At 72.3% G+C, this 23,471-nt stretch carries 17 protein-coding genes and 1 pseudogene; 10 read left to right on the top strand and 8 right to left on the bottom strand.

The genetic code is table 11. From position 1 onward, the window contains the following. The first annotated feature begins 185 nt into the window (after window positions 1-185). Complete coding sequence (locus tag AC5R91_RS18785; protein WP_495392658.1) at window positions 186-1,052, top strand: mycofactocin-coupled SDR family oxidoreductase; 867 nt, start codon at window positions 186-188, stop codon at window positions 1,050-1,052. Window positions 1,053-1,150: 98 nt separating this feature from the next. On the opposite strand, the gene AC5R91_RS18780 is transcribed toward AC5R91_RS18785, so the two are convergent. Next, window positions 1,151-2,716 carry an HNH endonuclease signature motif containing protein gene (locus AC5R91_RS18780; RefSeq protein WP_495392657.1) on the bottom strand — a complete coding sequence of 522 codons (1,566 nt, stop codon included), beginning with the start codon at window positions 2,714-2,716 and terminating at the stop codon, window positions 1,151-1,153. 788 nt (window positions 2,717-3,504) lie between these two features. Here AC5R91_RS18780 and AC5R91_RS18775 point away from each other — a divergent pair. After that, on the top strand, window positions 3,505-5,013 hold the full coding sequence (locus tag AC5R91_RS18775; RefSeq protein WP_495392656.1) for an alpha/beta hydrolase domain-containing protein: 1,509 nt from the start codon (window positions 3,505-3,507) through the stop codon (window positions 5,011-5,013). A gap of 250 nt (window positions 5,014-5,263) precedes the next feature. Here the strand turns inward: AC5R91_RS18775 and AC5R91_RS18770 are convergent, their stop codons facing one another. The 3 genes and pseudogenes from AC5R91_RS18770 to AC5R91_RS18760 form a co-directional block, all read right to left on the bottom strand. Continuing rightward, a complete protein-coding gene (locus tag AC5R91_RS18770; RefSeq protein ID WP_495392655.1) occupies window positions 5,264-5,512 on the bottom strand; it encodes a hypothetical protein in 249 nt (82 codons plus the stop codon). Between the two features lie 61 nt (window positions 5,513-5,573). Next, a pseudogene (locus AC5R91_RS18765) lies at window positions 5,574-5,828 on the bottom strand (carboxylesterase family protein); the annotation flags it as partial. A 48-nt stretch (window positions 5,829-5,876) separates the two neighbouring features. Then, the gene (locus AC5R91_RS18760) at window positions 5,877-7,475 is read right to left on the bottom strand and encodes a carboxylesterase/lipase family protein (protein WP_495392654.1); all 1,599 of its coding nucleotides are present in this window, start codon (window positions 7,473-7,475) and stop codon (window positions 5,877-5,879) included. A gap of 329 nt (window positions 7,476-7,804) precedes the next feature. Between AC5R91_RS18760 and AC5R91_RS18755 the strand changes: the two genes are divergently transcribed. Together AC5R91_RS18755 and AC5R91_RS18750 are read left to right on the top strand one after the other, a co-directional pair. Then, complete coding sequence (locus AC5R91_RS18755) at window positions 7,805-8,692, top strand: SDR family NAD(P)-dependent oxidoreductase (RefSeq protein WP_495392653.1); 888 nt, start codon at window positions 7,805-7,807, stop codon at window positions 8,690-8,692. 246 nt (window positions 8,693-8,938) lie between these two features. Then, window positions 8,939-9,769 carry an SDR family NAD(P)-dependent oxidoreductase gene (locus tag AC5R91_RS18750; protein WP_495392652.1) on the top strand — a complete coding sequence of 277 codons (831 nt, stop codon included), beginning with the start codon at window positions 8,939-8,941 and terminating at the stop codon, window positions 9,767-9,769. Window positions 9,770-9,774: 5 nt separating this feature from the next. Here AC5R91_RS18750 and AC5R91_RS18745 read toward each other — a convergent pair whose 3' ends face one another. The 3 genes from AC5R91_RS18745 to AC5R91_RS18735 form a co-directional block, all read right to left on the bottom strand. Continuing rightward, window positions 9,775-10,044, bottom strand: coding sequence for a hypothetical protein (locus AC5R91_RS18745; RefSeq protein ID WP_495392651.1), 270 nt, complete (start codon window positions 10,042-10,044; stop codon window positions 9,775-9,777). Beyond that, window positions 10,041-10,373, bottom strand: coding sequence for an ArsR/SmtB family transcription factor (locus AC5R91_RS18740; RefSeq protein ID WP_495392650.1), 333 nt, complete (start codon window positions 10,371-10,373; stop codon window positions 10,041-10,043). Before AC5R91_RS18740 ends, AC5R91_RS18745 begins: the two co-directional genes overlap by 4 nt. A 334-nt stretch (window positions 10,374-10,707) precedes the next feature. Next, on the bottom strand, window positions 10,708-12,786 hold the full coding sequence (locus AC5R91_RS18735) for a hypothetical protein (protein ID WP_495392649.1): 2,079 nt from the start codon (window positions 12,784-12,786) through the stop codon (window positions 10,708-10,710). 230 nt (window positions 12,787-13,016) lie between these two features. On the opposite strand from AC5R91_RS18735, the gene AC5R91_RS18730 reads away from it, so the two are divergent. The 5 genes from AC5R91_RS18730 to AC5R91_RS18710 all read left to right on the top strand — a co-directional run bounded on the left by AC5R91_RS18730 (window position 13,017) and on the right by AC5R91_RS18710 (window position 21,281). Beyond that, window positions 13,017-13,787 (top strand): ABC transporter ATP-binding protein, encoded by a 771-nt coding sequence (locus tag AC5R91_RS18730; protein ID WP_495392648.1) that lies wholly within the window; start codon window positions 13,017-13,019, stop codon window positions 13,785-13,787. A 104-nt stretch (window positions 13,788-13,891) separates the two neighbouring features. After that, entirely contained in the window at window positions 13,892-15,262 is a 1,371-nt protein-coding gene (locus AC5R91_RS18725; RefSeq protein WP_495392647.1) for an amidohydrolase family protein, read from the top strand. Window positions 15,263-15,845: 583 nt separating this feature from the next. Further along, window positions 15,846-16,877 (top strand): ABC transporter substrate-binding protein, encoded by a 1,032-nt coding sequence (locus tag AC5R91_RS18720; RefSeq protein ID WP_495392646.1) that lies wholly within the window; start codon window positions 15,846-15,848, stop codon window positions 16,875-16,877. 16 nt (window positions 16,878-16,893) lie between these two features. After that, window positions 16,894-19,779 (top strand): ABC transporter permease subunit, encoded by a 2,886-nt coding sequence (locus tag AC5R91_RS18715; protein ID WP_495392645.1) that lies wholly within the window; start codon window positions 16,894-16,896, stop codon window positions 19,777-19,779. 83 nt (window positions 19,780-19,862) lie between these two features. Next, entirely contained in the window at window positions 19,863-21,281 is a 1,419-nt protein-coding gene (locus AC5R91_RS18710; protein WP_495392644.1) for an amidase, read from the top strand. An 84-nt stretch (window positions 21,282-21,365) separates the two neighbouring features. Here the strand turns inward: AC5R91_RS18710 and AC5R91_RS18705 are convergent, their stop codons facing one another. After that, on the bottom strand, window positions 21,366-21,950 hold the full coding sequence (locus AC5R91_RS18705) for a TetR/AcrR family transcriptional regulator (protein ID WP_495392643.1): 585 nt from the start codon (window positions 21,948-21,950) through the stop codon (window positions 21,366-21,368). A gap of 209 nt (window positions 21,951-22,159) precedes the next feature. On the opposite strand from AC5R91_RS18705, the gene AC5R91_RS18700 reads away from it, so the two are divergent. After that, complete coding sequence (locus AC5R91_RS18700) at window positions 22,160-23,344, top strand: lysylphosphatidylglycerol synthase transmembrane domain-containing protein (RefSeq protein WP_495392642.1); 1,185 nt, start codon at window positions 22,160-22,162, stop codon at window positions 23,342-23,344. Window positions 23,345-23,471 lie beyond the last annotated feature (127 nt).

Here is a 23,471-nt window from a genome sequence, read left to right as displayed (position 1 = left end):
CCCGGGCCGCTCACACCCGGGCTGCTCAAATCCGGGCCGCTCAAATCCGGGCCGCGTTCGCCGGGCCGCCCACATCCGGGCCGCCATTCTGCCGGGCCGGTGCTTGCCTGGGCCGTTCACACCCGGACCGCCGCTATCCGGACGGTCCACCACCTGATCGCACGCACAAGCAGAGGAGCAGGACAATGTCAGGTCGCCTCGAGGGCAAGGTCGCCTTCATCACGGGCGCGGCGCGCGGGCAGGGCCGCAGCCACGCGGTTCGCCTGGCGCAGGAGGGCGCCGACATCATCGCCATCGACATCGTCGAGCAGATCGAGTCGAACCCCTACCCGCTGTCCACCCCGGAGGACCTCGCCGAGACCGTCACACTGGTCGAGAAGCTCGGCCGGCGCATCATCGCGACCAAGGCCGACGTCCGCGAGCGCGACCAGCTCCGCGAGGCCGTCAACAAGGGCGTCGCCGAGCTCGGCCGCCTCGACATCGTCGTCGCGAACGCCGGCATCCTGCCGATGGCGATGGGCGACCCCCAGGCCACCGACTTCATCGACGCCGTCGACGTCGACCTCATCGGCGTGATGAACGCCGTCGCGGTCAGCGTCCCGCACCTGCCGGACCGCAGCTCCATCATCGTCACCGGCTCGACCGCGGCCATGATGCCCAACACCACCGACAACCCCGCGATGGGGCCGGGCAGCGCCGGCTACGGCTGGGCAAAGAAGATCCTCATCGGCTACGTCGAGGAGATGGCGCTCCACCTGGCCTCGAAGTTCATCCGGGTCAACGCCATCCATCCGACCAACGTCAACACCCACCTGCTCCACAACGACGGGCTGTACGCGCAGTTCCGGCCCGACCTGGAGAACCCGACCCGGGAGGACGTCGAGCCCGCGTTCATCACGTTCCAGGCGATGCCGATCCCCTACGTCGAGCCGGTCGACATCTCCAACCTGGTGCTGTTCCTCGCCTCCGACGAGTCCCGATACATCACCGGCCAGCAGATCCGCGTCGATGCCGGCTCCCTGCTCAAGTTCCCGAACGGTCCCACGGGCTGATCTCCGCCGAACCCTGTGGAAGGCAGTGCTCGGGGCGCGTCGAGGTGCTCGCCGAGCACCGCCTCCCACGAGGTTCCGACATCCGGATCCGGGGCCGCTCACTGGTCTGGCGGGGGGCTGAGGAGGGTTTCGAGAGGCTGGGTGTAGGGGTTTCGGCGGGGTGTCTGGGTGGGGTCGACCCAGCGAGGTGGGAGGAACTCGGGTCGGCGGTCGGCGCCGAGTCGGACGGTCCAGCCGTGGTGGTGGAGGAAACGGTGGTGCCAGCCGCAGACGAGCACGAGGTTGTCCAGGCAGGTGGTGCCGTTGTCGGTCCAATGCCGGATGTGGTGTTCCTGGCACCAGCTCGGCGGCCTGCTGCAACCGGGAAACGTGCAACAGCGGTCGCGGGCGACCAGGGCGCGGCGCAGGTCGGCCGGGACGGTGCGTTGCGTCCGGCCGACGTCGAGGGGGACGCTGTCCAGGTTGAGGACGATGCGGCTGACCTCGGCGTCGCAGGCGAGGCGGCGTAGCACGGAGCGTGGTAGCGGCTGGCCCCAGCTCGTGGACGCGGCAGGGCCGCCGCGGCCGACCAGCGTCGCCCAGGGGACGGTGACGGTCAGGTGGGGGCGCACACCGCCGGAAACAGGTACCGACGAGGCGTCGAGTGCGCGGTGCAGAAGCTCGACGAGCGCGTCGGCTCGGCGGCGGGCGGGGCTGCGGGGATCGGGCGTGCCGTCGACGGCGGGGCTGGGGGCGGCGAGGCTGTCGAGGGCGGTGCGCAGGAGTGCGGCGCCCTCGGCATCTAGTTCGCCGCTGATCCGGGTCATCCCGTCGGACAGGTCGGTGATCGACAGGTGGCGGCGCGACGCCGGATCGTCGCCACCGCCACCACCGCCACCAGCACCAGCACCACCGCCACCAGCGCCACCGTCGAGGTTGCCACCGTCGGGGTTGTGATCACCTCGGCCATCGCCATCGCCATCGCCATCGCCATCGCCGCCGCTGTTGTCGTCGGCGGGGTCGGTGCTGTTGCCACCGGGGCTGGTGTCAATGTCGGTGAGACGCTCGCGGATGTGGCGGCCGAGGAGAGCGAGATCGGCGGGGTCGAAGGTGTCCGCGCAGCGGAGCAGGAGTGCTTCGGCTTCACGCCGCCTGGTGAGGTCCGCCCCGCGGGGTAGGGCGCGCAGCGCCGCGTGGATCGCGAAGGCCTGGTCGATGCTGATGGTGCCGGCGGTCAGGGCGGTGCCGGTGGCGGTGAGATCGCCGTCGACTGCCAGGGCGAGACCGAGCAGCCGCTGGGCCTCGCCGGGGCGGATCCGCAGCCGGGCGCGGAGTAACGCGGCCGTGCTGGTGGCACCCTCGCGTTGGGCGCTGCCGCGGCCGTGCAGCTCATGGATCAACCCCAGACGCAGCGCGGCGAGCCGGGCCAGCAACGCCGAGCAGTCCAGCACCGCGCTGTCCAGGTCGCCATCGGACAGGGACCAGCCGGGCATGTCCACCGCCTGCCCGACCAGCTCGTCGAGCTCGGACAGCGCTGTAAGCAGCCGTGGACAACCCCTCGGGTCGAAGCCGAAGGTGTGACCCGGGACGGCGTCGGCTTCAGGATCGGAAGTGGCCTTGAGTCCGGGGGCGGGGACTGGGTTGGGAGCGGGGTCGCGGCCGGGGCTGGGGCCGTGCGTGTTCATGAGTCGACGGTAGATTCGCAGCCGCCAGATGTCGAACGTATGTTCGTCTCCGTGAGCGATGTGGGGCAGCGGTCTGCCGCAGGCCGCCGGCCCGGCCACATCCTCAAGGCTGCGACTGCCGGCGAGGAGGAAGGCGGAGGGTGGGGCCGTGCCCAGCACATTCGTCGCGCCGGGTACGGCCGCTGTGACTGCCGGCGAAGAACGAGGCCGGACGTCAGGAGCCGGGCCGGGCGGCGAGGGGCGGCCGGATGTCGCGGGGCCGAGGCGACGGCTGAGGGCGGGGCTCGGCTGGTGGTGGGGCGACGGTTGAGGGTGGGGCGACGGTTGAGTGCGGGACGACGGTTGAGGGTGGGGGCGCATCCGGTGGCGAAGCAAGCGGTCCGTGGTGGGCGGCTTCCGCGCAATCGTCGGTAATTTGGGTACGGATTTCCGACACTCGGCGGATAACTGTCGGAGTGGAGAGGGTGACGGTGCACGCTATCCCGGCTTCGACCAAAAGGAACGTCCTTGTCAAGAAGAGCTTTACCCCATGGTGGGGTGCCGTCCACGGTCGAAGTCCCGTAACGTCGGGATCACAGCATCGTGAACGAGTGATTCCAGGAAAGCCCCGAAACGGGTTCCGGCGAATTGCCAGAGCATTTCCGGGGGCGTTCCGGCGCCAGCCCCGGTTGCTTACACGGCCGGGGCCGCGCATGGTGATCGCTCGCGAAGCCACCGATGTTGACGTGTGTCGCGGCTCGGCGGAGGCAGGTCGGGTCGCGGCGTCCCTCGCCGTAAAGGACGTGACCATGACAATGATGGCCAGGTGGCGGACCCGCCGCCGACGGATCGCGACGACTACGGTGGCCGCGCTGCTGACCGTGACCGCCGCCGGGGTGGCCCAGATCGCGACTGGCTCGGCCGCCCAGGCCGCCACCCCCTCGGCCGCCAGTCCCACTGTGACCGGGCCCGTCACCGGCGGTAAGGGCGTCCCTGTGGTGGGCGCCACCGCATTCGACTTAGGTAAGGTCGGGTACCGGCAGTCCGAGTACTTCCTCGCCGGCTCCGCGACCGCCTACCAGGCGTCGGGGACGCTGGGATCGGACGGCACGTGGACCGTGACTCCGGCCGCCACGGCGCCCTACACGACCCGGATCGTGGTCAACCGCCCGGCCGACGCGAAGAAGTTCAACGGCACCGTCGTCGTCGAATGGCTCAATGTGTCCGCCGGTTTCGACGGCGCCCCGGACTGGACCGCCGCCCACAACCAGCTCATCCGGGACGGTTACGCCTGGGTCGGGGTGTCCGCGCAGGCGGTCGGGCTCAACGCGACGAAGAACGCCGACCCGGATCGCTACCAGGCGCTGTCCCACCCCGGTGACAGCTACTCGTACGACATCTTCTCCCAGACCGGCCAGGCGGTGCGGAAGTCGGCCGGCACGATCCTCGGCGGGCTGAAGCCGAAGAAGGTGCTCGGCGACGGAGAGTCGCAGTCGGCCTTCCGGCTGACGACCTACGTCAACGCCATCCACCCGCTCGTCAACGTCTATGACGGGTACCTGCTGCACAGCCGCGCCGGCACCGCGAGCGCGCTGTCCCAGGCCCCGGAACGTCCCGACATCGCCGCGCCGGCCGTCGTCCGGATCCGACCCGACCTCGCCGTTCCGGTCCTGACCTTCCAGACCGAGACGGACCTGCCGACCGGCCTGCTCGGCTACGTCGACGCCCGGCAGGACGACACCAACCGGTTCCGCCTGTGGGAGGTTGCGGGGACCGCCCATGCCGACGCCTACACCATCGGCATCGGAGCTACGGACGTCGGCGACGGGCAGGGCAGCGTCGCCGCGTTCAACGCGCTACGCAACCCGCCGACCGGGGGCGCCGGCTTCTCCTGCGCCAAGCCGATCAATGCCGGCGAGCAACAGTACGTCCTGCAGACCGCGTTCTCGCAGCTCAACCGGTGGGTCACCACCGGGCAGGCGCCGTCGAAGGCACCGCGGCTGCAGATCGCGAACAACGCCTACCTCCTCGACGCCAACGGTAACGTGAAGGGCGGCATCCGCACTCCCGCGGTCGACGCTCCGGTGGCGAAGCTGTCCGGGCTCGGCCAGGACACCGGTTCCTCCCCGTTCTGCGCCCTGTTCGGCACCACCGTCCCGTTCACCCCGGCGCAGCTCCACGCCCTCTACCCGTCCCACGACGCCTTCGTCGCCGCCTGGATGAAGGCAACGACCAGCGCCGTGAACGCCGGCTTCATTCTCCCCGCGGACGCGAAGCCGCTCGTGGCGGCCGCAGCGTCGTCCACCGTGCCGGAATGACGGAGGTTCCCTGATGCCAGGTGTTCCCCGGTGCCAGGTGTCCCCGATGACGTCGTCGCGCTGACGGGCGCCGGCCGCACCTGAGCACCGCCGACCGCCCATCCCCCAGCGCCAGCGGGGATGGGCGGTTCGGCCGCCAGCCCGGTAGCGGAGCCCCGTTCGGCAGCCGAGCCCAACTCGGTAGCGGAGCCCCGTTCGATGGCCGGGTCCGTCCGGCAGCCGGGTCCTGCCCGGCAGAAGAGTCCCGTTCTCAGCCGAGACGGTCCCACGCGGCGCGTTCGGCGCCGGCGGGGTCGTCCTCGATCCGGGTGGGGACGTCGAACAGAACGGTGGCGCGTTCAGGCAGGGAGTACGGCGGCCATCGGAGATCGGGCCCGGCGGTGGGCCGGCCGTCGCGGGCGAAGGCGACCCAGGCGTCGCCCATCCGCGCCGCGAGGGCGCGGCGTCCCTCGGCGTCTCCGGCGTCCGCGCCGAGGGCGGCGGCCGTGGCGGTGTCCACCGTGTCGAAGAAGAACGGGACGTCCGATGCCGCCCATCGAGGCGGCGGCGTCCACCAGCCGCTGCGCCGGCAGTGTCAGCACCTGCTCGGCCTGATCGGGACGCAGGCCGAGCAGGTCGAGCGCCCGCGCGGTGACAGACTGGGCGTGGGCGGGGTCGGTGCCCTGCAGGCCGAACCACCCGCTCATGATCACGGCACGGTGGAACAGGCCGTGGGCGGACGGCATCGCCAGCAGGGTCGCGACCTTGGAGCCGCCCCCGGACTCGCCGGAGATCGTGACGTTGCCGGGATCCCCGCCGAAGGCCGCGATGTTGTCCCGGACCCACTCGCCTTATCGGGGCGGAAGTGCCGGCGCCCGGCCGATCTATCCCGCGGACACCCGGGCGTGGAGCTCGCGGATCGCCGGACGGGGATCGTTCTCCACCCGGGACTCGGCATCGAAGATCATGGTGGCGCGTCCGTCGAGCGTGTACGGCGACCAGGTGGGCAGCCCGGGGTGGTCCGGAACGCCCTCCTGGGCGAAACGCACGAACGCCTCACTGATCGCGCGGGCCACCTGCGCGTTCTCGGGCCGCTCACCGGCCATCGGGGTGAGCGGGTAATTGTCGAACACGAAGGGGATTTCACCGCCGTGGGTGGCCCCGAGAATCCCGCCGAGGGCGGGCGTGGCGAAATCGAAACGGTAGACGTACACGGGAGCGCCGGCCGCGGCGATCTTTCGCTGGGCCCAGTCGATCCCGCCCCACCACATCACCCGGTCGGTCACGAAGGCACACGCGAGCTCGCTCGGCGTCGCGTCCGGCCGCTCCGCACGGTAGGCGCGCACGAACTCCGGCCCGGCGGTGCCGAACATGCCGCCGGCCAGCGCCGCCAGGCCGGCCTCGTCGAGGGAACCGAACCATGGCATCCCCAACATGATCATCTTCATGTCGTCCCGGGTCGACCCGACGAGGACGGGGACGTCGGCGCCCAGCGGCGAGGCGTGCGGGTCCATCGGGTGGGCGGGCAGGACGTGGCCGTCGACGACCGCCTGGAAGGGCATGAACTGCTCGCTGCCGGCGGCCCCGGCGAGCCCGGAGCCGATCGGCACCCCGATCGACTCCGCCTCCGCGATCAGCAGTTCGGCCGGCACGTCGTGCAGCTTCGCGACGTCGGCCGGGGCGATCCCGAGCCGGCCGAGCAGCTCCTCGGCGTTCGCGGTCGCCACGTCCGTCGGGCAGGAGCGGATCAGCGGGCCGCTCATCACCGCCGCCCGGTGGAACAGGCCCTTCGCCGCCGGCATGCCCAGCAGGATGGAGGTCTTCGACGCGCCGCCCGAGTCGCCGAACACCAGCACCCGGTTCGGGTCGCCGCCGAAGCCGGCGATGTTGTCGCGAACCCACCGCAGGGCGAGCACGATGTCGAGCATGCCGGCGTTGCCCGCGTCGCGGTAGCGGTCCCCGGCCAGCTCGCCGAGGTGCAGGAAGCCGAGCGGCCCCAGCCGGTGGTTGATCGTGACGACCACGGCGTCGCCCCGGGCGGCCAGGGCGGCGCCGTCGTAGAGCGGCCAGGAGCCCGAGCCCGTGCTGAAGGCGCCGCCGTGCAGCCACACCAGCACAGCGCGGGCGCGTTGCTGGTCGACGCCGCCGGTCCAGACGTTGAGCACCAGGCAGTCCTCGTCCTGGGCCGGTTCGTCCCCGGCCAGGCCGTGCAGGAATGCCAGGAACGGCGCCATCCGCGCGGTCGCGGCGGGATCGGCCGCGCCGCCGCCGCCCGCCTCGGCCGGGCGTGCCTGCGGCGCGGTCGGACCGTAGGCTAAGGCGTCGCGAACGCCCGTCCACGGCTCGGGCGGGCGAGCGGGTTGAAACCGGTTCGCGCCGGCGACGGATCCGCCGTACGGAATTCCCTTGAAAACGTGCACGCCCGATGGTGTCGTCGTGCCGCGAATCCGGCCGCTCGACGTTTCGATGACGATATCCGGCATGATCGGTCCTTTCTCGCATGGGCCCGTTCCCGGGCGCGAGTGAGGTAGCTCGATGCACCGGAAATTAGGCGCCGACCGAGGGCGTGTCAACACTGTTCACCGAGCCCGGTCGCGACCGGTTGACGCGGTCGAGGCCACTCTGAAACGCTGCCCGGTACCCGCACACGGGCCGCGGGTACCGGGCGGGGCCGTGGGCGTCGGCGCGGGGTTGGGCTGTGCTGGCCCGCGGGCAACAGAGGACGGAGCTGTCTGATGGGCGCGAGCGAGCTGTCCGGGAACGTCGATTCCGCACCGTTAGCCCACTCCACGGCGACGGCGGCCTGACGGGGATGGCCGAGCCCACCGCGGGACCCGTTCCGTCCGCAGCAGCCAAGCCGTCCCCGGCAGCCAAGCCGTCCCCGGCATCCGTTCCGTCCCCGGCCTCCGAGGCGGCCCCTGGCCTGGGCCAGACAGGTCGGCTCGCCGGGCGGGTCGCCGTCGTCACCGGTGCGGGTCAGGGCCTGGGACGGGGGATCGCCGCGGCGCTGGCCGACGAGGGCGCCGCGGTGGCCCTGCTCGGCCGCACCGAGTCGAAGGTGATCACCGCCGCCGAGGAGCTGGCGGGCAAGGGCGCCCGGGTGCTGGCGTTGCGCTGCGACGTGGCCGAGCGGGCCGACGCGCAGGCCGCGGTCGCGGCGACGCTGGCCGCGTTCGGCGGGGTCGACATCCTCATCAACAACGCCCAGGGCGGAAACAACACCGTCCGCATCCCCACGGTCGACGCCACCGACGCCCAGCTCCTCGAATCCTTCGAGACCGGCCCGCTGGGCAGCGTGCACATGATGCAGGCCTGCTTCGAGGCGTTGCGGGACTCCGGCCACGGCGCGGTCGTCAACTTCGGGTCGGGGATCGGGGTGCGCGGGGCCCCCGGCCTGCTCGGGTACGCGATGGCGAAAGAGGCCATCGGCGGCCTGACGAAGGTCACCGCCATCGAATGGGGCCGCTACGGGATCCGGGTGAACCAGGTCTGTCCGGCCGCGTGGTCGCCGGCGGCCGAGGAGTACATGAAGCAGAGCCCCGAGCGCTGGGAGCTGCAGCGCCGCCAGACTCCGCTGCGCCGGCTCGGCGACCCCTACGCCGACATCGGCCGGGCGATCGTCGGCCTGGTCAGCGACGACATGCAGTACCTGACCGGGGCGACGCTCATGCTCGACGGCGGCCAGGTCCTGTTGCGCTGAACCGACCACGACCATCGCGCGGCGGCGGCCGGTCGCCGCGCGCACGAACGGTTGCGGCGCGCACGAACGGTTGCAGTGCGCACGAACGGTTGCAGTGCGCACGAACGGTTGCAGTGCGGTGCGGTGTACACGATCGCCGGCTTCGGACCGCGCACAACGCACCGCAACCGGCCCCGCCCTGGTTCGGACTCGTCCGTCCAGTGCGGAAGACCGTCACCAGCCAGCACGGACCGGAAGGGAACGGCGATGCCGGACAACCTGGTGGGCAAGACAGCGATCGTCACCGGCGGCAGCAGTGGCATCGGCCTGGCCAGCGCCGAGGCGTTCGTCGCCGAGGGCGCGCACGTGGTCATCGGCGACATCCAGGACGAGCGCGGCCGGGCCGCCGCCGAGCGGCTCGGCGACGCCGCGCTCTACGTCCACGCGGACGTCTCCGACGACGACCAGGTCGCGAACCTGGTCGACACCGCGGTGCACCACTTCGGCGGCCTGGACATCATGTTCAACAACGCCAGCGGCGCCGGCGACCAGGCCGGGCTCGTCGATCTCGGGCCGGACGGGCTCGACCGGTCGCTGCGCCTCATCGTCGGCTCGGCCGTCTCCGGGCACCGCCACGCCGCCCGCGTGTTCATCGAGCAGGGCCGCGGCGGCTCGATCATCACCACGAGCAGCGGTTCGGGGCTGCGCGGGGGCCTGGGCCAGCCGAGCTACACGATCGGCAAGCACGCCGTCATCGGCGTGGTGCGCCATGCCGCGGCCGAGCTCGGCCGGCACGGCATCCGCTCCAACGCGATCTGCCCCGGCATCACCATGACGCCGGTGATGGGCATGGGCATCGCCCGGGACCGCCGGCCGGCCTTCATGGAGCACCTCGCCGAGGCGCTGCGCGACGAGCAGCCGGCCGGCCGGGTCGGGCAGCCCGAGGACATCGCCGCGGCCGTGGTGTTCCTGGCCAGCGACCTGTCCCGGTTCGTCAACGGGGTGATCCTGCCGGTCGACGGCGGCGCCGACGCGGTGAGCCTGGGCCGCTACTCCGAGATCACCACCGCCGTCCGCGCCGACTTCGGTGGCCGCTGACCGCCCTACTCGACGTCCTTGAGGATGTTTTCGACGGACCGCAGCCGGGTCTGCATCTCCGCGAGGCGACCGCCGAGCTCGGCGAGCTGGCGTTTGGTGCCCTCCTGGAACAGGACGGCCCGGTCCGCGATCGTCCGGTACTCCTTCTCCCGGGCGAGGGACGCCTTCGCTCGCCAGGTCGCGGCGAACTGCCAGATCGACACGATGACCACGGACGTGACCAGGGTGAAGGCCCCGATGACGCCGATGATCTCCTGCCAGTCGTAGGGACTCATGCCGTTGATCCCTTCTCCTGCGGGCTGAGGGTGCGGGCCGCCTCTGCGATGGTCCGCGGGGTCAGATGGATCACAAACGCTGTGATCTCGTAGAACTTCATCGCCTTGCCGTCCTCCGAGAGCTCCAGGCGGGCGGTCACGAGGCCGGCGGCCTCGAGCTTGCGCAGATGGACCTGCAGCAGGGCCCGGCTGATGTCCAGGTCCCGGGCCAGCCGGCTCACGTAGTTGCGCTCGCCGGCCAGCGCCGCGAGGACCCGCAGCCGGTGCGGGTTGGCGAGCGTGGCCATCATCTGCACCAGCTCGTCCCCGGATGGATCGGATCTCGTCACGTGGGCCCATCTCTGTCACGTGCACATTGCCGTCACGTGTGAATCTCTGTCGCGTGCGAATCTCTGGCACGTGCAAAGAAATCTTTGCAGGTGATGGATCACGCTAGCACGTGAAGACCGGAAAGCAAGGCCCGCGGCGCGACCGATCCGCCGGCGGTGCAGGCGGTGCCGCTGGGGTGGGCGGTGCCGACGGGTGGGCGGCGCTGGCGGGTGGGCGGTGCTGGCGGGTGGGCGGTGCCGGCGTCGCCCGCCGGCGGGGCGGGCGCAAACGCGTCGCGGGGCCGGCTGCGCGACGATGCGCAGCCGGCCCCGCGACGGGCTGGGGTGATGCGGGTCAGGTCACGACGATCCGCACGGAGGCGACGTTCGGGATGCGGCGGTGCACGGCGTCGCGGTCGCCGTCGCGGTGCGACCACACCCGGGCGGTCGCGAACCGGGTGCCCGGCGTGGGGTAGGTGACCGTCCTGGTGAGGCTCACGGCGGTGGGGGTACCGACGACGTCGGCCGGCTCGGCGAACGCACCCGAGCCGTCGAGGTCCCACTCGACCGCGACGATCGTGCCGACCCCCGGCGGCACCTCGGCGTCCACCCGCAGGGTCACCGCCGTGCCCGCCGGCACCTCGGCCCGCTCGCCGCCGTCCACCGTCGCCGAGACCACCGGCTGGATGCCGCCGCGCTCGGCCGCGGTCGCCGGCAGCACGACCCGCCCGTCGCGGAACTCGTAGCGCGAACCGGCCGGCTCGACCCCCTGCTCCACCCAGGCGACCAGGTCGAGCAGGCTCTGCTCGATGACGGGCAGGTAGTCGATGAGCCACGTCGAGGTGGCCCGGTCCGGCGCCGAGGGCAGGTACGCCGGCGGGATGTGCTCGGCGTTCTCGGTCCAGCGCAGGCGGAACCGCTCGGCGGCCGCCTCGGGGCCCCGCACGGCGCGCACCGCGGCCTCGTAGACCAGCCCCTGCGGCGGCCACAGCGAGGCGTCGTGGGTGTGGTGCACCCACAGCAGCTTCCCCTCGTACTGGCCCGAGTAGGCCACGCCCATCAGCGGCGACATGGTGGGCACCCGGTTCTGCGGGTAGATCGGGCGGCCGTCGGGGCGCAGGAAGTCGAACGCCGGCTCGTCCATCAGGTGGTGGCGGTAGTAGTAGCAGAACGCCAGGAACCGGCGGTTGTCGACGTGGATCTCGTCGCCGACCTCGACGTCGCGGAAGCGCAGCAGGTTGGCCTCGGCGACGCCGTCGGCGCTCAGCAGGTCGCCGGCGTGGCCCATGCAGTAGAGCTGGCGCCCCTTGGCCTTCCCGCTGAGCAGTTGCAGGCCCGCGCCGAGGCGGTAGCGGTCGCCGAGGCCCTCGACCTCGATCGCCATGGGCAGATCGGGCCCCGCGCTCATCAGCGACGCCATCACGCGCAGGCCGCCGAATTCCGGTCCGGCGTACGCGGGGTCGGTCAGCAGCTCGCGTCCGGTGACGACCCGGCTCACCGTCGTGGTCACGTCGAGGAGGTCGTTGGCGACGGCGTCCGGCGCGTCGTGGCCGACGTAGCCGGGCTTCGTCCAGAAGGCCGTGAAGTACTCGGCGTCCTCGGTGGCGAGCCGGTCGGCGATGGACGACCACAGCCAGATCTGCCCCATCGGCGAGAAGATCATGAACTCGTCGCCGCGGGGGTAGCCGAGCTGGTAGAGGTTGGCGAGCTCCTCGCGCTGGTGCGTGGTCAGCCCGGCGTACGGGTCGCCGCTGCCGCCCGGCCGCATCGCGTCGACGACCCCGGCGGCCTGGCGGCGCAGCAGGCGCTGCACGTTGAACATGGACGCGAAGGCCATCACCTGGGCGCCCTTCATGAGCGTGGTCGTGCCGTGCGCGGCGATCTCGCCGCCGCCCATGAACGGCAGCGCGCCGTCGTAGACACCGGTGCCGTACTCCAGGCACAGCGGCGAGCGCCGCCCGCCGCCGCTGCCGCCCCAGACGTAGGCGTGGTGGGGCGGGGCGCCGTACACCTGGGCGGCGACGTGCTTGGAGAACCGCGCGGTCTCGACGCTGGCGCGGTGGCCGTAGAGGGTGGGGTCGTCGCCGCCGCGGGGGTCGATGTCGTCGCCGATGTGGCCGGAGTTCGACTCGATCATGTAGCCGCCGAGGCGGGAGATCAGGACCAGCCCGCCGATCACGTCGCCCATCGGGCCGCCGAAGGCGTCCTCGTGGCCCGCGTGGGCCCCCTCGAGCGGGTGGAACAGGCGGCCGTCGTAGGAGTCCTCGGTGGGGAAGTAGAAGGTGAAGCGGGTGTCGGTGTCCTGAAAACCGCCGTGCACGTGGCGGTGGGGTAAGGGGCTCTCGCGCCAAACGTCTGAGTCGATGTAGGGCGAGCCGAAGAATGAGTCTGCGGGAATGTAGGAGGCTACCTCGATCTTTCCGTCCACGTCCATGACAGCAGTCATCCTCCACGCGTTTGGTGGGGTACTGGGAATGCCGGCCGCAGCCGCTGCCGAGCGACCGGTGCGGGCGCAGCGTACGTCCGCGGCGTCCTCCGAGTCAACGGCGTTCACCTGCTCGGGGTGAGCGGGTAGGACGGGCACCGACGAGCCCCCTCGGGAATGCGCGGTGCGACCGCCGGAAGGGCCATGGACATCGGCCGTCCGGGCGGTACCGTCCTCGCATGACGACCACTTCGGGTATCCCGGCGCCCCAGCCCAACGGCAACGTCCTCTTATCGTCCGAACGCTCTCCGTCGCCGCGGCTGGAAACCCGCGGCCTGTCGGTCGGCTACGGGTCCACCCCGGTGGTGCACGACCTGAATCTGATCCTGCGGCCCGGGGAGGTCGTGGCGCTGCTCGGGGTCAACGGCGCGGGCAAGACGACCACGGTCCGGGCGCTGGCGGGGGAGTTGCGGCCGCTGCGCGGGGAGGTGCTGTTCGACGGGCGCCGCACGACCGCGCCGCTGCACCGGCGCGCCCGCGGCGGGTTGCGCTACATCACCGAGGAACGGTCGGTGTTCATGGAGCTGTCCGCGGCCGACAACCTGCGCCTGGGCGGGGGCGAGCGCGATCGGTGCCTGGAGCTGTTCCCGGAGCTGGCGCCACTGCTGCCCCGCCGGGCGGGCCTGCTCTCCGGTGGCGAGCAGCAGATGCTCACCCTGGCGCGCGCGCTCGCGGCCGACCCCCGGGTGCTGCTCGCCGACGAGCTCTCCCTCGGGCTCGCGCCGCTGGTCCTCGAGCGCCTCCTGCTGGCCGTGCGCGCGGCGGCGGACCGGGGCGGCGCGGTGCTCCTGGTCGAGCAGCATGTCCGGGACGCCCTCGAGGTCGCGGACCGCGCGTACGTGCTCAGCCATGGGCGGGTGGTGCTGGAGGGCGAGGCCCGTGAGCTGCGCGGCCGCATCGGCGAGATCGAGCGGACCTACCTGTCGAGCGCCGAGCTGGCGACCGACTGAGCCCGCCTCCGGCGGCGGGCCTGGCACTTTGGTGAGGTGAACGCTGTTGACAGCGCGGCGGGGTAAGGGCAGGGTGAGCGGACTCGATCTATGAGGTGAGTCACATGGGACAGCGATTGGTCCTCGTCTCCGCCGACGGTCACACTGGAGCTCCCCCGCAGGCCTACCGCGACTACATCGAGCCCGAGTTCCTCGGCGACCTCGACCGCCTGACGGCGGAGAACGACGAGTGGCTGTCCGTCGTGATCACCGCCGGCGGCTCGTCCGACGAGACCCTCGAGGTGATCGACGGCCGCCGGGCCATCCGCACCGGCGGCGAGCTCGGAGCGTTCGACCTGGACCGGCGGGTACGTGAGCTTGACGCCGAGGGCGTCGCCGGCGAGCTGCTGCTGTCGGGCCACCAGATGTGCACGCTGCCGTTCTTCGGCGTTGTGAACAACCCCTACCCGCCGCGGCTGCGCGCGGCCGGCACCCGGGCCTACCACCGCTGGCTGGCGGACGCGATGGCCACCGCGCCCGGCCGGTTCTACGGCATCGCGGAGGCGGGGCCGTGCCTGGACATGGCGGCGACCGTCGCCGAACTGGCGTGGGTGGCCGAGCACGGATTCGTCGGTGTCCTGCTGCCCGGCATGGTCGCCGACCCCGCGCTGCCGCCGCTGCACGACCCGTACTACGACCCGTTCTGGGCGGCCTGCGCCCGCCTAGGGCTGGTGGTGACCGTGCACGCCGGGTGGGGCGGGGTCCAGGGCCAGTTCCAGGCGTTCCTGCGGCAGGTGCACGAGGCGATGGGCGGGACCGGCGAGATCGACCTGAACCTGCAGCAGCGGCTGCGGGAGCAGATGGACGCCCGCGCCGATTCGCCCCTTCAGCTCGACCTGGGGCCGCGCCGGGCCATGTGGCAGCTCATGCTGGGCGGGGTGTTCGACCGCTTCCCGGACCTGCGCCTGGCTCTGACCGAGGTGCGGGCCGACTGGCTGCCGGCAACCCTGCGTCGCCTCGACGAACGCGCCGCCCGCCCGGGCGGAACCCTGAAGCGGACGCCGAGTGAGTACTTCCGGCTGCACTGCGTGGCGATCCCCTCCTCGCCCCACCGCGCCGAGATCGAGATGCGACACGAGATCGGCGTGGGGCGACTGCTGTTCGGCGTGGACTTCCCGCACCCGGAGGGGACCTGGCCCAACACCCGCGACTGGATCCGCGCCGCCTTCGCCGGCGTGCCCGAGGGGGAGGCCCGGGCGATCCTCGGCGAGAACGCCGTCGACGTCTTCGGCCTCGACCGGGTGGCGCTGGCCCGCGCGGCCGCCCGCATCGGCCCGCGGCCCGAGGAGGTGCTCGGCGAGCACGAGGTCGACCCGCGCCTGCTCGCGCACTTCCACAAGCGTTCCGGGTATGCCCGCCCGGCCGAGGACGTCGACCTGGCCGCCGTCGACCACGCCTGGGACGACGACCTCGTCGCCCTCGCCCCCGGCGACTGACCGGCCCCGGTCGCCGCCGGCCGCCCCCAGCCGCCCCCAGCCGCCGCCTGCCCCTTCCCTGCCTGCCCCTTCCCTGCCTGCCCCTCGTCTTCCGCCACCTGGCTGGCCCGCCCCTGACCCCGCCCTCTGCCCCTTCGTTTCCTGCCTCCTCGCCCTGCCCCGCCTGCCCCGCCGGCCGCCATCCGTGCCCCCGCCGGCCTTCACCCGACGGCGCCGAATGCCGCCGAGAAATCGATCCGTGGAATATCCGGAGCGGATCGAGGCGCCGACCCTATTTCGCCTTCTGCTGCCTGCTTTCAGGAATGCCTTACGAGGCGCTCCGCCAATACTTGCGGACCGGGATACGAGCTGGTAAAAAGCAAGCGGTAGCCCCGGTATGAAACAGCTCACACCTCTTCTGGTAAGGTTCGGGACCCGTGGGGAGCACATGGTCGGGAGCAGGAATTTACGCACGGCGACGATTGTCGTCGGATTATGTCTCGCGCTAGTAATGGCGGCATGCGGAGGATCGTCTTCGGATGACGGCAAGGGTGGCTCGCCGAGCGCGCCGCCGGCCATAACGTCGAACGTCAGTGCCAAGATCATGGTGATCGGCGACCTGACCAGCACCATTCCCTTCAAGGTGCCGGAGGTCGTGCCGGTGGCGCGCGGGGTGCTCCGCGGCTTTCCCAACGTGCGGATCGAGACCTGCGACGCGAAGGGAACGTCCGGCGGCTATCAGATCTGCGCCCGGCGGGCGATCACCGAGAAGGTCGCCGGGGTGATCCAGGGCTTCGTCACCGCACAGGACCAGACGGCGCTGACCAAGGCCGGCATCCCGGTGGTCGGGGTCAGCGACGACACGAGCCCCAACTCCTTCCCGGTCAGCTCGTCGTTCGCGCTCTACGTCTCCCTCGGGGTGGGCCTGGCCAAGACGGGCTGCACCAAGCTCGGCATCGTCTACCTCGACGGCTCGGACTTCCTCATCGACTACATCAAGCGGGGGTTCGAGTCCCGGGGCGGCAAGGAGGTCGCGCGGGCCCCGGTCGCGGCCAACGCCGCGGACCTGTCGCCCGCGGTCGCCAAGCTGACCGGCGCCGGCGCCACGTGCGTGGCGGTCAGCCTGGTCCCGAGCGGAGCGGCGCAGGCGCTCACCGCCCTGCGGCAGAGTGGCCGCACCCTCACGATCGGCGGGATCTCGGCGATCTTCAACGAGGACCTCCTCAGCTCGCTGGGCAGCCTCGCCGACGGCCTCATCGTCGTCGACAGCCAGCTCAACACCCATGACACCGCCGCCACCGGGATCGGGCAGGTGCAGGCGGACGCGCGGGCCGTCGACTCCAAGACCAAGATCACCGAGCAGGCCGTCGTCGCCTGGATCGCTGCGCGGCTCGTCGGGTCCGCGCTGCGCACCACCACCGGCGAGGTCACGCCCGCCTCCCTCACCACCGCGCTGAACGGCCTGCACGGCGTGGACCTCGCGGGCGTCGTTCCGCCCTGGACCTCGCAGCCGCTGGACAACCCGTCGTTCCGTCGGGTGTTCAACCACTACGGGATCAACTACGAGATCTCCGGGGGCAAGGCGGTTCGCAAGGGCGACTTCTACGACATCGCCCCCATCCTGCGGACCAAGTGATCCACGGGGGATCGAGATGACCGAGGTATTCAGATTCGCCGCGCTCGGCGTGGGTGCCGGAGCGCTGTACGCACTGGCCGCCGTCGGACTCGTCCTGGTGCACCGCGGGTCGGGCGTGGTCAACTTCGCCCAGGGCGCGATGGGCATGGTCGGCGCCTACGTGTACTTCGAGGGCCGCGGGGCCGACCTGCCCGATGCCCTCTCGGTGGTCCTCGGGCTGCTCGCCGCCGCCGTGCTCGGCACGGCGTTCCATCTGCTGGTGCTGCGCCGGATGCGGGGGGCGTCCGGCCTCGCCCGGATCGTGGCGACCCTCGCCCTGCTGGTGGTCCTGCAGTCGGTGGCGGTGCTGCGCTACGGGGACCTGCCGAAGGTGATCCCGTCGATGCTGCCGATCGAACCGGTCGGCGTCTTCGGGGCGCAGATCGGCCGGGACCGCCTCTACATCCTCGCCATCGTCGTGGTGCTCACCGCCGCGCTGTGGGCCGTCTACCGGCTCACCAGGTTCGGCGTGGCGACGAGCGCGGTGGCGGAGAACTCCCGGTCGGCCGCGGCCCTGGGCGTCTCGCCGGATCTCATCGGGGCGGCGAACTGGGCGATCGGCGCGGCCCTCGGCGCGCTCGCGGCGATCCTGCTCGCGCCGATCACCGGACTCGGGCCCGCGAACCTCACCTACCTCGTCATCCCGGTGCTGGCCGCGGCGGTGGTGGGACGGTTCGCGTCGTTCCCGATCACCCTCGCCGCGGGCCTGGTGATCGGGATCGGGCAGTCCGAGGTGACGCGCTACGTCACCGCGCCCGGTCTGGCGACCGCCATCCCGTTCGTCCTCGTCGCGGTGGTGCTGCTCGCCCGCGGGCGGACGACCGCAGGGAAGGGCGACAGCTTCGGCCGGATGCCGCGGCTGGGCGCCGGTCGTCCCCACCGGCTCGCGACGGGAGTCGCGGTGCTCGCGTCGGTCGTGTGCATCTGGTGGCTGCTGCCCGCCGCGTGGGTCAACGCGTTCGGCCTCCAGATGATCGTCGCGATCATCCTGATGTCCTTCGTGGTGGTCACGGGCTACGCCGGCCAGGTCTCCCTCGTCCAGATCGGCTTCGCCGGGGTCGGGGCGCTGATGACGGCCTGGCTGGTGGCCGACCACGGCTGGCCGTTCTGGCTCGCCGCCCTCGCCGGCGTCCTCGCCGTGGTTCCGGTCGGGATCGTGGTCGGCCTCGGCGGGCTGCGCACCCGCGGGGTGCACCTCGCGATCCTCACCCTGGGACTGGCGATCTCGCTGGAGGCCGTCGTGTTCGGCAACTCCCGCTACACCGGCGGGGTGGAGGGTTACCAGGTCGGCGGGATCCGCGTGTTCGGGCTGGCGGTCGACGCGCTGACCTTCCCGAAGCGGTACGCGAGCCTCGTGCTCGTCGTCCTCGTCGTCATCGCCCTGGCGATCGTCAACCTGCGCCGGTCCCGCGCCGGGCGGCGGCTGATCGCGGTGCGGACCAACGAGCGCGCCGCCGCGGCGCTCGGCATCTCCGTGGTCGGCGCGAAGCTCTACGCCTTCGTCCTGGGTGGGATGATCGCCTCCCTCGGTGGCATCCTGCTGGCGTTCCACGATCCGGTGCCGAGCTTCGGCGCCTTCGCGGGCCTGCAGTCGGTGACGGCCCTGCAGAACGCGGTCCTCGGTGGCGTCGGGGCCACCACGGGGCCGCTGGTGGGCAGCTCGTTCGCCCCGAACACGCTCGGCCAGCAGATCTTCAGCTTCCTCGGTGCGAAGGTCGCGCTCTACCTGGCGCTGGCGAGCGGGGTCGGGCTGCTGTTCATGCTGACCTCCGCGCCCGACGGCCTGGTGTTCCTGCGCCGTCGCGCCGACGACCGGTTGCGCGCGCTGGTGGCCGAGCGCCTTCCCCGGCTGCCCGGGCTCCAGTCGCGGGCGCGGCGGGCGACCACCCCCGCACCCGAATCGTCGGCACCCGAATCGTCGGCGTCCGAACTGTCGGCGGCCGAGGTCGGGGGGGCGGGGCGCGCGGTGGGCCGCGAGCAGCATCGCGTCCCGCCGCTCGCGCTGGAGCTGCGCGAGGTGTCGGTGCGCTTCGGCGGTGTCGCCGCGCTGCGCGAGCTGAGCCTGCGCGTTCGCCCCGGCGAGATCGTGGGCCTGATCGGGCCGAACGGCGCCGGCAAGAGCACGACGATCGACGCGATCACCGGTTTCACCACCCTGGCCGGCGGCGAGGTGCGTCTCGGCGAGACGCGTATCGACGGCTGGAGCCGCGAACGGCGGGCGCGGGCGGGGCTCGGCCGGTCGTTCCAGTCACTGGAACTGTTCGAGGACCTCACCGTCCTGGAGAACCTGCAGAGCGCCTGCGACCGCCGGGACAGCCTCGCCTACGTCACCAACCTGGTCGTCCCGGACCGCGGCCGGCTCACCCCCGCCGGCTGGGCCGCGGTCGCCGACTTCGGGCTCGCGCCGTTCCTCGACACGCCGGTCCAGGATCTCGGCTACGCCCACCGGCGGATGCTCGCGGTGGCCCGTGCCGTGGCGGGCGGCCACAGCGTCCTGCTGCTCGACGAGCCGGCGGCCGGCCTCGGTGACGCCCAGACCCGCGAGCTCGGCGCGGTGCTGCGCCGGCTCGCGGACGAGCGCGGGATGGCCGTCTTCCTCGTCGAGCACAACGTCGACATGGTGCTGCGCACCTGCGACCGCGTCTACGCGCTCGACTTCGGGGTGCTGATCGGCGCGGGCACGCCGGCCGAGATCAGCGGTACGCCGGCCGTCGTCGACGCCTACCTGGGCACCGCCCGTTTCCGCGCCGACGGCGCGCGACCTGCCCCGGACGGACCGGGCGACGTCATGCGACCCGGGCCCGACGGCGTCGGGGACGCCGTGCGGGAGGAGACCCCCGAACCCGCCCACGGCACCGCCTGACCCAGTCCGGCACGACACCCGCCCACGGCACGACACCCGCCCACGGCACGACACCCGCCCACGGCGACGAGGAGACGATCGGCATGAGCGAGGAACTCACCTGGCTGCCCGCGTGGCGCATCCGGGAACTGATCGGCAAGCGCGAGGTGTCCTGTGTGGAGGTCACCGAGCACTTCCTGGGCCGCATCGAGGAGTTCAACCCCACCCTGCGCGCCTTCGAACAGGTCGACCGCGCCGGCGCCCGCGAGCAGGCCCGGCGCGCCGACCGGGCGGTGGCCACCGGCGAGGTCCTCGGGCCGCTGCACGGGATCCCGACGTCGGTGAAGTCGCACATCCGCGTCGAGGGGCTGCGCTACGTCCAGCCTGGCACGGACGTGGTGTCGACCTTCGACGACATCTGCGTCGAGCGCCTGCGCCGGGCCGGGGCGATCATCATCGGGACGAACACGATGATGGGTGCCGGCGCCGACCTGACGCTCGCCCGGGACCGCCCCGGTGTGTTCAGTCCGTTCAACTGGGACGCCGAGGCGCTCAGCCCGTGGGACACCACCCGGGTCCCCGGCTGGTCCAGCTCCGGTGGCGCCGCGACGGCGGCGGCCCGGCTGCTGCCGGTGACCATCGGCTCGGACGGCGGGGGCTCGACCCGGCTGCCGGCCGCCTACTCCGGGGTGGTGGGCCTGCACACCTCGCGCGGGCTCATCCCCCACGTCAACTACGACAAGCCGACGATGCTGCTCACCGCCAGCTACGGGCCGCTGGCGCGGTATGTCCGCGACGCGGCGCTGTTCACCCGTGCGATGAGCGGCGGCGACGGACGGGACTACGTGTGCCTGCAGGACGACACCCCCGATCCGGTCGAGGCCCTCGACCGGGGTGTCGAGGGGATGTCGATGGCGTGGACCGAGGACTTCGGCTTCGCCGCGACCTACGCCACCGCCGACAGCGCGCGGATCATCGACGTCGCCCGGGCGGCCGCGCACAGCCTCGCCACCCTCGGGGCCACCGTCGACCCGACCGAGGAGGTCTGGGAGGACCGCGCCGAGCGGGGCACCGTGCGCTGGACGGTGGAGCCCTCCGTCTACGAGGTCATGGTCGGCACCAACTCGGCCCCGCTGCCGGCGCTGGACCCGGTGCTCTACCGCGAGCAGGCGCAGTCGCGGGCGCGCAACTGGGAGCGTTTCCAGCGCCTGTTCCGGCGCTACGACGTCATCCTGTCGGTCACCGCGCAGCGGATCGCCGCTCCCGTCGAGGAGTGGGAGCGTGCCTGGACCGTGGACGGCCCGACCTTCCCGGGCGGCAGCTTCGCCCCGGTGTACTGCAGCCACACGATGATCTTCAACTGGCTGGGGTTCCCCGCGGTGACGGTGCCCTGCGGCTTCGTCGACGGCCTGCCCGTCGGGTTGCAGATCGCGGCCTGGCACGGCCGCGAGGACCTGGTCCTCCGCGTCGCCGAGGCCTTCCAGCGGGCGTTCCCCCGCGACGAACACCCGGCCGTGAGCTGACGGCGGCGGCTCGGCTGATAACGGCTCGGCTGGTTTCGCTCGGGCGGGTCCGGATCAGGCTGGTCCGGATCAGGCTGGTCCGGATCAGGCGGTGGCGGCGCGGTCGCGTTCGAGGGACCGGTGGACGCCGTCGAGCACCAGGTCGAGCCCGGCGGCGAACTCGGCGTCCGCGTGCTCGTCCGGCGTCAGCGGCGCCAGCATGGCCCCGGAGGTGTAGAAGAACAGGACCCGCACCACCCGGTCCGCGCCGATCGGGGTGAAGCCGACCTCTCGCAGCGTCCCGTTCAGGGACGTGTAGAGCCCATGCGGCATCGGGTCGGCGACGTGCGCGGAGATGTGGCCCGCCATCCCCGGGTAGGCGCCGACGACCTCGCGGAAACGCAGCAGGAACGACCGGATGCCGGCACTCCAGTCCGCGCCGGTCGGCTCGCACGCGCCGACCCGGGCGTAGAGCTCGAGCGTGACCAGGCGCAGGAGGTGTTCCTTCGTCGGTACGTGCTTGTACGTCGCGCCCACCGCCACGCCGAGGCGGTCGGAGAGGCGGCGCATGGTGAGGCCCTCCACCCCGTCCGCCCCGATGATCTCCAGAGCCTCGCCCACGATCTCGGCCTCGTGCAGCGCGCCGCGCCGCGGCCCGCCGCGGCTACCCCCCGCTGCGGCAGCATGCATGAGGACAGCCTAGATCCGTGGGCAGGGTGGGATCGGATGGTGTCCCGCGGTAGAGCGGAACACCACGCCGGCCGCCAGTGGCGGGCTGCGTAAGGTGACGGGGCATTCCGAGATGGTCACGCCGTTGGTGGCGTGATGGTCACCGGCTGGGCTGCGCTGGCGGGTACCGGGGGACGGGCCGGCATGGCGTTCGAGGGGAGGTGGCCGCCGTGTCGGCGGGCAGACCCGAGGCGGAGGAACCGTTCCCGCCGAATCCGGACGAGCCGCACCCGTTGGTCCCGGACGAGCCGTTCCTGCCGGTCCCGGACGAGGCCGCCGGCGACCATCCCGATGCCTCGGCGGAACGTCCGACCGCGTCGGTGGAGCCGTCGGATGCCGGGACCGAGCTCTCCGCCGGCGACGTCGTGCCGGGCGGCTTCGGCTGGGCCCGGGTGGCCGGCCGGGTCGTCCCGCTCGCCGCGACCGGCGTGGCGCTGTACCTGCTCATGCCGCAGCTCCTCGCGGTGTTCTCCGCGTTTCCCCGGCTGCGGGCGTTCCAGCCCCTGTGGTACCCGGCGATGGTGCTGCTGGAGGCGGCCAGCTTCGCCTGCGTCTGGCAGCTCCAGCGGATCGCGATCAGCGGGTTGAGCTGGTTCCTCTCGGTCACCTCGCAGCTCGTCTCGAACAGCATCAGCCGGATCGTGCCGGGCGGGATCGCGGTCGGCGGCGCCGTGCAGTTCCGCATGCTGAACCGGGGCGGCTGCGATCCCGCCGCCGCCGGTTTCGCGCTGACCGCGACCTCCATGGTGACCACGGGCATCGTGTTCGGCCTGCCCCTGGTCGTCCTGCCGGTGATCACCTTCGGCCAGCCGGCCCCGTCCGGGCTCACCGCGATCGCGACCACCGGCGGGCTGGCGTTCGCGCTGCTCGTGATCGTCGGCGTGGTCCTCGCGCGGTCGGACACGACGGTCCGACTGCTCGCTCGGGCGGTCACCTGGCTGGCCCGGCTGGCCCGGCGGTCGGTGCCCGCGGACCTTCCCGACGTGCTCGTCGCCCGGCGCACGGACGTGGTCCGCTCGCTGGGGAGCCGCTGGCCCGGGGCCGTGCTGACCGCGGCCGGCAAGTGGGGGCTGGACTACCTCGCGCTGCTCGCGGCGCTGGCCGGGGCCGGCCAACATCCGCGGGTCTCCCTCGTGCTGCTCGCTTACGTCGCCGCCAATGTCCTCGCCATGATTCCCATCACGCCCGGTGGTCTCGGCTTCGTCGAGGCGGGCCTGACCGGAACCCTCGCGCTCGCCGGGGTGCCGGCGGCGGCCGCCGCGGTGTCGACGCTGGCCTACCGGCTGGTGTCGTTCTGGCTGCCGCTGGCCGCCGGCGCCCCCGCCTGGGTCGCCTACCGCGTCCGGTACCGGTGACCCGCTCTTTCCGGTGGCCGGGGCTGGCGACCGGTGGCTGTCGGCGGCCGACAGCTTCGCGCTCATCGCGGTCATCCCTCCGCTGCGGCCGGCGCGCTCAGGCGGCGGCGACGGCGCCGACCTGACG

This window comes from Frankia sp. BMG5.60 (assembly GCF_059428125.1).
Note: the sequence above shows the minus strand (reverse complement) of the source record. Positions and strands in the feature narration are given on the sequence as shown.

Bases quoted from the DNA above. Each gene is read 5' to 3' on its own strand.
- AC5R91_RS18775 (WP_495392656.1), top strand. From the start codon at position 3,505: ATGACAATGATGGCCAGGTGGCGGACCCGCCGCCGACGGATCGCGACG.
- AC5R91_RS18745 (WP_495392651.1), bottom strand. From the start codon at position 10,044: ATGAGTCCCTACGACTGGCAGGAGATCATCGGCGTCATCGGGGCCTTC.
- AC5R91_RS18705 (WP_495392643.1), bottom strand. From the start codon at position 21,950: ATGCATGCTGCCGCAGCGGGGGGTAGCCGCGGCGGGCCGCGGCGCGGC.
- AC5R91_RS18785 (WP_495392658.1), top strand. From the start codon at position 186: ATGTCAGGTCGCCTCGAGGGCAAGGTCGCCTTCATCACGGGCGCGGCG.
- AC5R91_RS18755 (WP_495392653.1), top strand. From the start codon at position 7,805: ATGGCCGAGCCCACCGCGGGACCCGTTCCGTCCGCAGCAGCCAAGCCG.
- AC5R91_RS18735 (WP_495392649.1), bottom strand. From the start codon at position 12,786: ATGGACGTGGACGGAAAGATCGAGGTAGCCTCCTACATTCCCGCAGAC.
- AC5R91_RS18710 (WP_495392644.1), top strand. From the start codon at position 19,863: ATGAGCGAGGAACTCACCTGGCTGCCCGCGTGGCGCATCCGGGAACTG.
- AC5R91_RS18760 (WP_495392654.1), bottom strand. From the start codon at position 7,475: ATGCCGGATATCGTCATCGAAACGTCGAGCGGCCGGATTCGCGGCACG.
- AC5R91_RS18725 (WP_495392647.1), top strand. From the start codon at position 13,892: ATGGGACAGCGATTGGTCCTCGTCTCCGCCGACGGTCACACTGGAGCT.
- AC5R91_RS18720 (WP_495392646.1), top strand. From the start codon at position 15,846: ATGGTGATCGGCGACCTGACCAGCACCATTCCCTTCAAGGTGCCGGAG.
- AC5R91_RS18780 (WP_495392657.1), bottom strand. From the start codon at position 2,716: ATGAACACGCACGGCCCCAGCCCCGGCCGCGACCCCGCTCCCAACCCA.
- AC5R91_RS18715 (WP_495392645.1), top strand. From the start codon at position 16,894: ATGACCGAGGTATTCAGATTCGCCGCGCTCGGCGTGGGTGCCGGAGCG.
- AC5R91_RS18750 (WP_495392652.1), top strand. From the start codon at position 8,939: ATGCCGGACAACCTGGTGGGCAAGACAGCGATCGTCACCGGCGGCAGC.
- AC5R91_RS18730 (WP_495392648.1), top strand. From the start codon at position 13,017: ATGACGACCACTTCGGGTATCCCGGCGCCCCAGCCCAACGGCAACGTC.